This window comes from Leifsonia aquatica H1aii (genome assembly GCF_000633535.1).
In the GTDB taxonomy this organism is placed as follows: domain Bacteria; phylum Actinomycetota; class Actinomycetes; order Actinomycetales; family Microbacteriaceae; genus Leifsonia; species Leifsonia aquatica_A.
This window is the reverse complement of sequence record NZ_AYMR01000006.1, coordinates 358,456-369,131: the sequence shown is the minus strand read 5'-3', so window position 1 is coordinate 369,131 and position 10,676 is coordinate 358,456. Positions and strand designations below refer to the sequence as shown.

Here is a 10,676-nt window from a genome sequence, read left to right as displayed (position 1 = left end):
GGCGTGCGCTGCGGGCTCGGCTCGCTGAGGTGGATGCCGGGGACGCGGAAGAACTCGCCCGCGTGCTCGATGGGATGCACCCGGTCGGGATGCGCGTAGACCCCGGTCTCGGCGTCCGCGACCACCGCGTCGTCGTCCCAGCTGCGCTCCCACAGCTTGTAGGCGACCTCCAGATACTCCTCCGCGATCTCGTAGCGGCGGTCGTGGGCCTCCTGCCCGCTCACGCCGAGATTGAGGGCCCCGCTGTTCAGGTAACTCGTGACGACGTTCCAGCCGATACGGCCGCGGGTGAGGTGGTCGAGCGTCGACATCCGCCGGGCGAACGGGTACGGATGCTCGAACGAGACGCTCGCCGTCACCCCGAAGCCGAGGTGCTCGGTCGCCGCGGCCATCGCCGGGATGAGCTGGAGGGGGTCGTTGACCGGCACCTGCACTCCCCCGCGCAGCGCCGCGTCGCGGCTTCCGCCGTACACGTCGTAGACCCCGAGCACATCGGCCAGGAAGACGGCGTCGATCAGGCCGCGCTCCAGCGTCTGGGCCAGCTCGATCCAGTATTCCAGGTCGAGGTAGCGGCGCGACTCGTCGCGGGGATGCCGCCAGAGTCCGGGCGAGAGGTGCCCGACGGCGTTCATGGTGAAGGCGTTGAGCCGGATCTGCTGGGCCATGCCGTCGCCGCCGCTCAGATCCAGGAATGGCGGGCGGGCAGCGTGCCGTTGAGCACGTAGTCCCCGACGATGACGGGCTTCCAGCGGACCGGGTCGTGCAGCGTGTGGACCCGGGCGTTGCGCCAGTAGCGGTCGAGCGCCTTCGCGCCGAGGGTCGAGCGCGTTCCGCCCAGCTCCAGGAGCCGCGACGAGGCCTCCAGCGCGAGCTCGGTGGTCAGCACCTTGGCGCGGGCAACGGCGATGGAGGCGGCGGCGACGTTCTGCTCGTCGGCGGCGGGTTTCGCGGCGTCCACGGCCTCCCCCGCCTTCTCGGTCAAGGCCTCGGCGGCGGCGAGATCGATGTCCAGACGACCGATGCGCTCCAGCGTCAGGGGGTCTTTGCTCGCCGAGTCGACCCCGCTGTCGATCCACGGACGGGCGGCGCGCACGGCGTCATGGGTCTCGCGGATGGCCCCGCGGGCGATGCCGAGGTCGATCGCGAGGGTCGTCAGCTGGGCGAACGGGCCGGCGATGGTGGGGTTCTCGTACTCGGTGTGCATCGGGAACACCCGGTCGGCCGGCACGCGCAGCCCCTCCAGCAGCACGGTGCCGCTCGAGGTCGCGCGCTGGCCGAACGCCGACCAGTCGTCGACCACGGTCAGCCCCTCCGCGTTGCGCTCGGCGAAGACGAGCTTCTCGAGACCGTCCTCGTCGACGGCGAGCACCGGGATCCAGTGCGCGTAGGCGGAGCCGGTCGAGTAGAACTTGCGGCCGGTGACGACGACCTCGTCGCCGTCCGTCACGAGCCGGGTCTGGATCTCGGCGACGTTCTTGCCGCCGGCTTCCGAGAACGCGTTGGCGAAGCGGGCGCCCGCCAGCACGAGCCCGAAGAAGAACGCCTTCTGCTCCTCCGTGCCCGAGAGGCGGATGTCCTCGACCAGGCAGAAGTGGTTCTGCGGGATCTGCCCGAGCGACGGCTCGACCGCTGACACGGTCGCGATCACGTCGGCGAGGGTGGCCTGCGAGACGTCCGCCCCGCCGAACGCCCGCGGGATCGTGATCGCCCAGAGCCCGGTGCCGCTGAACGCGTCCACGACCTCGGCCGGGATGCGGCGCTCGGCGTCGATCTGCGCCGCGTGCTCCCGCACCGATTCGGCGAAGTCGCGGGCGACGGCGCGGGCCTCCTCGTCGGAGGCGATGACCCGTGCGCGGGGCGGGGCGGTGGTGACGACGGCGTCGGCGGTCATGGCTGATCCTTCGGGAGGTCGGGGGTCCGTTCCGCAACGGTAGTGCGGCGCGATGCCGCCCCGCGCGCCGGCCGAAACGTGCGGTAACAACCGCTTGCCCCGGCGCGGGTGTTGACAGTTTGAATTCTAATGATTAGAGTTCTAACTATGACATCGAGAACCGAACGGCTCGCCGACCTCCTGCGCACGATCCTGTTCGCGCAGCGGGCCGCCGGAGAGGAATGGATCCGCCGGAGCGGGCTCACCCGCTCGCAGTCGTTCACCCTCGCCTACCTCGACGAGAACCGGGACCGCGGAGTGATCGCCCGCGAACTGGCCGAGATGTCGGGCACCACGCCGGCCAGCGTCACCAGCCTCCTGCAGGGGCTGGAGGAGCGCGGCTACATCACCCGCGAGTCGTCGCCGACGGACTCCCGGGCGAAGCTCATCCGCATCACCCCGGAGGGCACCCAGGTCGTCACCGGATTCGACGACGTCATGACCGCCGCGCAGGAGCGCATCTTCGCGGTCCTCGACGACGCCGACCAGGACGCCCTCATCGCCCTGCTCCAGCCGCTCGCCGACTCCGTCGTGGAGGCGGGCGACGCCCCGCCGCCGAGCGCCACCGAGCTCAACCGCCGCCGCCGCTAGACCGGCCGCCGCCCTCGACGGCACCCTTCTCAGATCACCTCAGGCTTCCCAGCCGTTCACCGGAACGGAGACATCGTCATGTCCTCATCCAGCCGCGCCACTCTTTCGTCCGCGCCCATCTGGCGGGCGCTCGTGCACCTCTGCGTGCCCATGGTCGCCGCCTTCTCCGTCGGCGCCGTCTACAACATCATCAACGCCGGCTTCGTCGGCGCCCTCCACTCCACCCCGCTGCTCGCGGCGCTGACGTTCTCCCTGCCGGTCTTCGCACTGGTGATGGCCGTCGGCGGCGTGTTCGGCGTCGGTGGCGGCACGTTCGTCTCGCGTCTCCTCGGATCGCAGGAGGAGCCGGGGGCCGATGTGGAGGCCGCGGCCACCCGCATCAAGCAGGTCTCGTCGTTCACGTTCTGGGGCGCGATCGCCGGCGGCGTCGTCATCGGCGTGCTCGGCGTGATCTTCGCGACGCCCATCGCGATGGCGGTCGGCGCGAGCGGGCCCTCCCTGGGCCCGACGGCGCTCTACATCGGTGCGATGTTCGCCTTCGCCCCCGTCTACGTCTCGGCGTTCGCTCTCGAGCAGCTCGTCCGCGCCGAAGGGGCGGCCGTCGCCTCCATGACCGGCCTGATCGCCTCGACGATCGCCAACCTCGTGTTCGACGTGATCTTCATCCTCGGCCTGGGCTGGGGCGTGCTCGGAGCCGGGATCGCCCTCGGCCTCTCCAACATCGTGACCGTCGCCTACTACGTCTGGTGGCTCTCCCGCCGCAGCGAGGCCGTCTCCCTCGCCCCACGGTTCTTCCGTGCCGACCGCGAGATGCTCGCCACCGTGTTCGGCGTCGGCGCCTCCGAGCTGCTGATGTCGTCGTTCCTCATCGTCACCACCCTCGTGATGAACTGGATCGCCATCGGCTACGGCGCCTCGTTGCTCGCCGCGATGGGCGTGGCCCTGCGTATCTCGCAGCTGCCCGAGATGATCTGCATGGGTGTCTTCATGGGGGCCATCCCGCTGTTCGCCTACGCGTTCGGCGCCCGCAACGGCGCCCGTCTGCGCCGGGCCATCACCGGGAGCGCCGTCGCGATCGCCGGGATCGTGCTGGTCTTCTCCACGATCGTGTTCCTCTTCCGCGACCAGGTGTTCACCCTCTTCAGCGCCGACCCGTCGGTCATCGAGGACGGCACGCTCATCCTCACCGCGATGCTCGTCTCCACGCTGTTCAACGGGTTCACCGGGCTGATCATCGCGGTCTTCCAGGCCACCGAGCAGATGCGCAACGCGACGATCATGTCGGTCGCCCAGGGCATCCTGTTCATCCCGGTGGTGCTCATCGGCAACGCCGTCTTCGGGATCACCGGCGTCATCTGGGCCATGACCGTCACCGAGCTGCTGGTGCTCGCGCTCGGCGCCGCCCTGTTCGCCGCCTCGCGGAAGGCGCTGGTCGCCACGCCCGAGCAGGCGGAGGCCGCGCTGGCCGCCGCCGAGGAGGCCGTGGCGGCCTGACGCCGGCCGCACGAACGGGCGCCGCATCCCCCAGGGATGCGGCGCCCGCGTGCTCTTCCGGCAGCGGAGCCGGTCACACCGCGGCGAACGATCGTTCGGCAGCGGCGAACCGCGTCCGTCGCGTGCCGCGCACCGACGCGGAACCGCCCTGTGGAGTCTCCGGACGTGAACCCGCGGTTCAGGCGCGGCTCGCCTGCCGTTCAGGCCGGGTGCGTTGTGGGCCCGGGCGGCCGCTGGTGAGCTGACCGTGCGCGCACCGACCTGCGCGCATCCGTCGAACTGGAGGTCATCCCACTCATGAGAACCCGCATCCGCGCGGCCGTCGCCGTCGCCATCGTCGCGGCGATCGGCTTCGCGTCCGTGCCCGAGGCGGCCTTCGCCGCCACCTGGACCCGTACCGCGTCGTACTTCCGCTGGACGGGCTTCAACGCCCTCGAGCGCGGCCAGGGCGTCGCGACCGACAACACGTACTTCTACTACAGCGGCCCGTACAGCATGGTGAAGGCCACCATCTCGAACGACCACGAGGTGGCGTCCAACGCGGCGGCGATCCCGTCCGCGCTCTCCAGCGCCTACGGCGTCAACCACATCGGCGACATCGACTACTACAACGGCTACGTCGTCGCCCCGCTGGAGGACGGCAGCTCGTACCAGCACCCGCTGCTGGCCCTGTACGACGCCAACTCGCTCGGGTACACCGGCCGCTACGTCCAGCTGCCGCTCTCCACGATGCCGGGCGGGGTGCCGTGGGTGTCCGTCGACGCCGCGGCCGGCCTCGTCTACACCGCTGCGTGGAACCAGAGCAGCGCCGCGGGGACCGACCAGCTCGTGGCCTACAGCCTGAACGACCTCCTCACCCTGCCGGCCGGCGCCACCCTGCCCGTCGTCAAGACCGTGAAGCTCTCGCAGCCGCTCAACCGCATCCAGGGCGCCACCATGTTCCAGGGCAAGCTCTACGCCTCGGTCGACATCACCGGCGACAAGTCCGTGTACTCCATCGACCCGGTCACCGGCCAGGTCGCCTGGGAGCTGCACCAGGATGTCGAGCCGAACGACGAGGTGCAGGGCATCGCCGCGGTCGATCTGGGTGCGGGCGGCGGGCAGCTGCACGTGCTGAACGTCGGCTCCGGCTGGAAGTCCATCTTCATGTACCTCCAGCACTACTCGATGGCCGGCTGAGCCCGCCCGTCGCTCCGGCCTCGCCCGGCCGAGCGGTGCGTCCGCGCCCTGCGCTGGACGGCCGCCCGGCCGGGCGAGGTTCATCCGCTGTTCACGGAACCGTCGGCCCCTCGCCTCCTGCGCGCATCGCCGATGTGTCAGCCTGTTCCTGATTGCAGACCGCCGTTCGGCATAGCCGAACAAATCCGGAGGAGCCTCGTGCCCGACGTCACCCTCACCTCGATCTCGAAGTCGTACCGCGGCGCCAAGGGCGCCGCGCACCCGGCCGTCGCCGGCATCGACTTCACCGTCCCGGACGGCGAGTTCGCGGCCATCCTCGGGCCGAGCGGGTGCGGCAAGTCGACCACCCTGCGGATCGTCGCCGGGCTGGAGCGCAGCGACAGCGGCACCGTCGCCATCGGCGGCCGCGACGTGACCGAGGTGCCGAGCTCGGAGCGCGGCCTCGCGATGGTCTTCCAGAACTACGCGCTCTTCCCGCACCTGTCGGTCGCCGACAACATCCTGTTCGGCCTCACCGTCCGACGCGTGCCACGGGCCGAACGCGACCGCCGCCTCGCGGACGCCGCGCGCCAGCTCCAGCTCGAGCCATACCTGCGCCGCAAGCCCGGCCAGCTCTCCGGCGGTCAGCGTCAGCGCGTCGCCCTGGGCCGCGCACTCGTCAGCGGCGCCAGCGTCATCCTGATGGACGAGCCGCTCTCGAATCTCGACGCCCGGCTCCGAGCCGAGATGCGCGCCGAGCTGCGGGACCTGCAGCGCAGGCTGGGGCTCACCATCCTCTACGTCACGCACGACCAGGTGGAGGCCATGACGATGGCCGACCGCGTCGTGGTCATGCGCGAGGGCGCGATCGAGCAGATCGCCGCGCCCGAAGACCTGTACCGCCGCCCGGCGACGGCCGGGGTCGCGCGCTTCATCGGCTCACCGCCGATGAACCTGCTGCCCGCCTCGGTCGACGACGGCGTCCTCACGATCGACAGCGGCCCGGTCCTCGCCTCCTCCGGCCTGCTCGAGCGCTACGACCTCGTGGACGGACCCGTCCTCCTCGGCGTCCGGCCGGAGGACCTCCGCATCGGCCCTGGCGAGCTCGACCTGCCCGCCGACCTCGTGCGGGACGAGCTCCTCGGCGCCGACCGCCTGCTGGGCGTCCGCGTCGGCGAGACGCTCGTGCAGGTGCGCGTGAAGGCGACGGACCCCATTCCGGCCGTCACCCGCGTCAGCGCCGCCTTCGACGACGTCCACCTCTTCGCCGGCGACGGCCGGCACCGCCTCGCGCCCGCACCCGCGTCCGCGTCGGCCGCCCTCTAGACCCGCACCTCTCCTCCCGAACACCTCACCCTGGTCAGAAAGGACCGCCCCGCCATGTCATCCCTCTCCCGCCGCCGGCTGCTCGCCACCGGCATCGCCGCAGCGCTCTCCGCGACGCTGCTCGCCGGCTGCGCCGCCTCCAGCGACGCGGCGTCCAGCGACGGCGACGTCAGCATCGACTTCTACTACCCCGACCAGGTCGGCACCCTCGGGACCCTGATCGACGGCTACCTCAAGGACTTCGAGAAGGAGCACCCGAACATCCACGTCAAGGGCGTCTACTCGGGCGACTACGACCAGACCCTCACCGCGGTCAACACCGCGATCGACGGCGGCAAGGCGCCCGCCCTCGCGATCATGGACCAGTCGTTCATGCACGACCTGGTCGAGCGCGACGTGGTCACCGCGTGGAACGACTACCTCACCACGGACGACGACAAGAAGTGGATCGACGGGTTCTACCCGCAGTTCATGTCGAACGGCAAGGACGCGAAGGGCGACATCTACGGAGTGCCGTTCGCCCGCTCCACCATCGTGCAGTTCTGGAACAAGGACGTCTTCGCCAAGGCGGGCCTCGACCCCGAGAAGGCGCCGGCCGACTGGGCGAGCCTGGTCGCGGACGCGAAGGCCGCGCAGGAGAAGGGCGGCTCGAAGTACGGCGTCTTCATCCCGACCTCCACCGGTACCGCGTACTGGCTGTACCAGGCGCTGGTGCAGCAGGCCGGCGGCGACGGCGCGATCAGCAACACCGCGGGCACGAAGGTCACGCTCGACACTCCGGAGAACGTGAAGGCGCTCGAGTTCTGGGCGTCCCTCGGCACCCAGGAGAAGGTCGCCCCGACGACCGAGGTCTCGTGGAGCACCTCGACCGACGACTTCCTCGCCGGCCAGACCGCCATGCTGTGGACCACCTCCGGCCGCATGGGCACGATCCAGGAGAAGGCCGGCTTCGACTGGGGCGTGTCCGCTCTGCCGAAGCAGGAGGGCGTCGGCGCACCCACCGGCGGCGGCAGCCTGATGCTCTTCAACGCCGGAGTCGACAAGGCCCAGCACGAGGCCGCCGTGACGCTGGCGAAGTTCCTCACCACTCCGGAGCGGGCCGCCGACGTCTCCATCAAGTCGGGCTACATCGCCACCTCCGACGCCGCGTGGAACACGGACGCGATGAAGGCGTACCTGAAGAAGACCCCACAGGCGGCCGCCGCCCACGACGCGATCGCCGACGCCATCCCCGAGATGGCGACCCTCGACCGGGACCGGGTGGTCTACCAGACGCTGGCCCCGGCGCTGCAGTCCGTGCTGCTCCAGGGCGCGGACGCGAAGCAGACCCTGACGAAGGCGCAGAAGGACATCGACGCCATCCTCAAGACCCACCAGTAATCCCGCACACCACCGTCGTCTCCGACAGGAAAGCCACCAATGATCGACGCTCCAGCGGCGTCGGCGCGGATGGGGGCGGCCCGGCGCATCAGCCGGGCCGCCCGCACCCTGCCCGACCGGGCCTTCGGCCTGCTGCTCCTCGTCCCCGCCTTCGTCTTCCTCGGCCTGTTCACGGTCAAGCCGCTGATCGGCTCCGTGATCAGCAGCTTCAGCAACCGGGCGGGAGACGGCTTCACGTTCGGCAACTACGCCGCGCTCGCGGACGACGAGGTGTTCCTGCGCTCGGTGACGAACAACCTGCTCTTCTCTCTCATCACGGTCCCGGTCTCCCTCGGGCTGGCGATGTTCCTCGCGGTGCTGCTGCACCGCAACCTGCGCGGCCGCGGCTTCCTCCGAGCCGGCACGTTCGCCCCGGCGATCCTGCCCGTCGTGGCGATCGCGGTGATCTGGCTGTACTTCTACCAGCCCAACATCGGCGTGATCAACGGTCTGCTCGGCTCCGTCGGCCTGCCGACACCGGACTGGCTGGGCGACCCCGCCCTGGTGCTGCCGTCGCTCATGGCGATGATGGTGTGGAAGGAGGCCGGCTTCTTCATGATCTTCTACCTGGCCGGCCTGCAAGCGATCGACCCCGAGCTGGAGGAGGCGGCCCGGATGGAGGGCGCCGGCCCGTGGGCGCGCTTCTGGCGGGTGAGCTTCCCCCTCCTGATGCCGACCACCCTGTTCGCCGGGATCGTCGCGCTCTCCGACTCCATCAAGACCGTCGACTTCGTCTTCGTCATGACCCAGGGCGGCCCCAACAACGCCAGCTCGCTGCTGCTCTTCTACATCTACAAGGTCGCGTTCGCCCAGCACTGGCCCCAGTACGCCGCCGCCATCTCGCTCGTGGTGATCGCCGCGCTCGTGGTGCTGGCCGTGGTGCAGATCCGGTTCGTCGACCGCTCGATCCACTACCGCTAGGACCCCGCCGATGGATCGCATCCTCACCGTCTCCGACCGCGTCGAGATCGCCCTGGCCTGGGTCGCCGGCCTGCTCTGGATGGCCCCGCTGGTCTTCGTGATCGTGCGGGCCTTCGTGGTGGACGCCCCCAGCCCGCATCTCGGTTTCGACAACCTGGTGCGGGCGTGGGAGGGCGCACCGTTCGGCCAGTACTACCTGAACACCGTGCTGCTGGTCGTCGGCATCACCGCCGCACAACTCGCGATCGGGGTGCTCGCCGCCTATGCCTTCGCCCGGTTCGAGTTCCCGTTCCGCAACGCCCTCTTCGTGCTCGTGCTGGTCCAGCTCATGATCTTCCCCGAAGTGCTCATGTCGGAGAACTACCGCACCGTCGCCTCCCTCGGCCTCCTGGACACCGTGGCGGGGATCGGGCTGCCGTACGTCGCGAGCGCCTTCTGCATCTTCTTCCTCCGCCAAGCCTTCCTCTCCGTCCCGGACGAACTGGTGGAGGCGGCGCAGATCGAGGGCACCTCCCGGTTGGCGATCCTCTGGAAGGTCTTCCTCCCGGCGGCACGGCCGAGCCTGATCGCCTACGCCCTGGTCTCGGTCTCGACGCAGTGGAACAACTTCCTGTGGCCGCTCATCGTCGCCACGACCGACGAGACCCGGCCGATCACGGTCGGGCTGGTCCGCTTCCTCGCCCCGGAGACCGGCATGGACTTCGCGAAGATGGCGGCCGGGACGGTCATCGTCATCGCGCCGCTGCTGGCCGTGTTCCTGATCGGGCAGCGCGGGTTCATCAACAGCTTCCTGCGCTCCGGGATCAAATAGCCGGATGCGCCGGATCGAGCACCACCTTGCCGCGCAGCCCGTCGGAGCCGCGCACGGCCGCGAACGCCTCCTCGTGGCGCTCGAGCGGGAGCCGATGCGTCACGAGGACGCCGATGTCGCTCAACAGGGAGTCGAGCAGGGCGACGACGGAGGCCCAGGCCTCGCGGGTGTAGGCGAAGCTGCCCAGGAGGGCCACATCGTCGTTGACGAGCTCGTCGATCCCGAGCGTCAGGACGCGCCCGCGCCCCGCGTAGCCCAGCACCAGGATGGTGCCTCCGCGGCGAACGGCGGCGCGGGCGACCGCGACGGCGTCGACCGCTCCGGCTGCGACCACGACCAGGTCGTAGGTCGCGGCCGGCACACCCTCCTCCACCGTCAGGAAACGGTCCGCGCCCAGAGCCGTCGCCAGCGCCGCCTGCGCCGCACGGAGGCCGAGCACGTCGACCGACCGGGGCGCGTGCAGACGGACGAGGCGGGCGGCCAGCAGCCCGATCGTGCCGTCGCCGATCACCAGCGCGCGGGAGCCGGCACGCGGTCGCGCCCGGTCGAGGGCGCGCCAGACCACCGCGGCGGGCTCGACCAGGACCGCTGCCTCGAGGGAGACTCCCGGCCCGATCGGGTGCACCGCGGCGGCCGGCACGACGATGCGTTCCGCTGCCGCTCCGTCGCGGGTGAAGCCCAGTTCGTCATAGTGCGCGCAGAGATTGGTCGCCCCCTGGAGGCAGTGATCGCAGGACCCGCACGGCACGATCCCCTCGACGACGACCCGCGCCCCCGCGGGCAGCGGGCCTCCCGTGGCCGACCGCTCGACGTCCGCGACCAGTTCACCGACCCACTCGTGGCCGAGGGTGACGGGATACCGGATGTAGGCCGGATCGATGGCGCCGTCGACGATCTCCAGATCCGTCCCGCACAGGCCGACGAGCAGGGGGCGCACCACCGCCGTCGAGCCGTCGCGGGCTCTCGGCTCCGGGCGCTCGACCACGGCGACGCGCCCGGGACCGGAGACCCGCAGAGCGCGCATCG

At 70.6% G+C, this 10,676-nt stretch carries 10 protein-coding genes; 7 read left to right on the top strand and 3 right to left on the bottom strand.

Going from position 1 to position 10,676, the window contains the following annotated elements:
• Both U870_RS0105635 and U870_RS0105630 read right to left on the bottom strand, forming a co-directional pair.
• Positions 1 to 665 (bottom strand): NtaA/DmoA family FMN-dependent monooxygenase (locus U870_RS0105635; RefSeq protein WP_025156438.1); only part of this gene is annotated, 665 nt, incomplete at its 3' end.
• 14 nt (positions 666 to 679) lie between these two features.
• Positions 680 to 1,891 carry an SfnB family sulfur acquisition oxidoreductase gene (locus U870_RS0105630; protein WP_025156437.1) on the bottom strand — a complete coding sequence of 404 codons (1,212 nt, stop codon included), beginning with the start codon at positions 1,889 to 1,891 and terminating at the stop codon, positions 680 to 682.
• Between the two features lie 147 nt (positions 1,892 to 2,038).
• Between U870_RS0105630 and U870_RS0105625 the strand changes: the two genes are divergently transcribed.
• The 7 genes from U870_RS0105625 to U870_RS0105595 all read left to right on the top strand — a co-directional run bounded on the left by U870_RS0105625 (position 2,039) and on the right by U870_RS0105595 (position 9,650).
• Positions 2,039 to 2,521 (top strand): MarR family winged helix-turn-helix transcriptional regulator, encoded by a 483-nt coding sequence (locus tag U870_RS0105625; protein WP_025156436.1) that lies wholly within the window; start codon positions 2,039 to 2,041, stop codon positions 2,519 to 2,521.
• A 78-nt stretch (positions 2,522 to 2,599) separates the two neighbouring features.
• A complete protein-coding gene (locus tag U870_RS0105620) occupies positions 2,600 to 4,015 on the top strand; it encodes an MATE family efflux transporter (protein WP_025156435.1) in 1,416 nt (471 codons plus the stop codon).
• A 297-nt stretch (positions 4,016 to 4,312) separates the two neighbouring features.
• Positions 4,313 to 5,194: a hypothetical protein gene (locus U870_RS0105615; RefSeq protein WP_025156434.1), complete on the top strand. Its 882-nt coding sequence runs from the start codon at positions 4,313 to 4,315 to the stop codon at positions 5,192 to 5,194.
• A gap of 198 nt (positions 5,195 to 5,392) precedes the next feature.
• Positions 5,393 to 6,499 (top strand): ABC transporter ATP-binding protein, encoded by a 1,107-nt coding sequence (locus U870_RS0105610; RefSeq protein WP_025156433.1) that lies wholly within the window; start codon positions 5,393 to 5,395, stop codon positions 6,497 to 6,499.
• Positions 6,500 to 6,553: 54 nt separating this feature from the next.
• Entirely contained in the window at positions 6,554 to 7,879 is a 1,326-nt protein-coding gene (locus tag U870_RS0105605; RefSeq protein ID WP_025156432.1) for an ABC transporter substrate-binding protein, read from the top strand.
• Positions 7,880 to 7,918: 39 nt separating this feature from the next.
• A complete protein-coding gene (locus tag U870_RS0105600; protein ID WP_025156431.1) occupies positions 7,919 to 8,839 on the top strand; it encodes a carbohydrate ABC transporter permease in 921 nt (306 codons plus the stop codon).
• Positions 8,840 to 8,849: 10 nt separating this feature from the next.
• Positions 8,850 to 9,650, top strand: coding sequence for a carbohydrate ABC transporter permease (locus tag U870_RS0105595; protein WP_025156430.1), 801 nt, complete (start codon positions 8,850 to 8,852; stop codon positions 9,648 to 9,650).
• Here U870_RS0105595 and U870_RS0105590 read toward each other — a convergent pair.
• On the bottom strand, positions 9,643 to 10,674 hold the full coding sequence (locus U870_RS0105590) for a zinc-dependent alcohol dehydrogenase (RefSeq protein ID WP_025156429.1): 1,032 nt from the start codon (positions 10,672 to 10,674) through the stop codon (positions 9,643 to 9,645). The two genes, U870_RS0105595 and U870_RS0105590, sit on opposite strands and share 8 nt — an antisense overlap.
• Between the last annotated feature and the right edge of the window lie 2 nt (positions 10,675 to 10,676).

Bases quoted from the DNA above. Each gene is read 5' to 3' on its own strand.
- U870_RS0105600 (WP_025156431.1), top strand. From the start codon at position 7,919: ATGATCGACGCTCCAGCGGCGTCGGCGCGGATGGGGGCGGCCCGGCGC.
- U870_RS0105625 (WP_025156436.1), top strand. From the start codon at position 2,039: ATGACATCGAGAACCGAACGGCTCGCCGACCTCCTGCGCACGATCCTG.
- U870_RS0105605 (WP_025156432.1), top strand. From the start codon at position 6,554: ATGTCATCCCTCTCCCGCCGCCGGCTGCTCGCCACCGGCATCGCCGCA.
- U870_RS0105615 (WP_025156434.1), top strand. From the start codon at position 4,313: ATGAGAACCCGCATCCGCGCGGCCGTCGCCGTCGCCATCGTCGCGGCG.
- U870_RS0105630 (WP_025156437.1), bottom strand. From the start codon at position 1,891: ATGACCGCCGACGCCGTCGTCACCACCGCCCCGCCCCGCGCACGGGTC.
- U870_RS0105590 (WP_025156429.1), bottom strand. From the start codon at position 10,674: ATGCGCGCTCTGCGGGTCTCCGGTCCCGGGCGCGTCGCCGTGGTCGAG.
- U870_RS0105595 (WP_025156430.1), top strand. From the start codon at position 8,850: ATGGATCGCATCCTCACCGTCTCCGACCGCGTCGAGATCGCCCTGGCC.
- U870_RS0105620 (WP_025156435.1), top strand. From the start codon at position 2,600: ATGTCCTCATCCAGCCGCGCCACTCTTTCGTCCGCGCCCATCTGGCGG.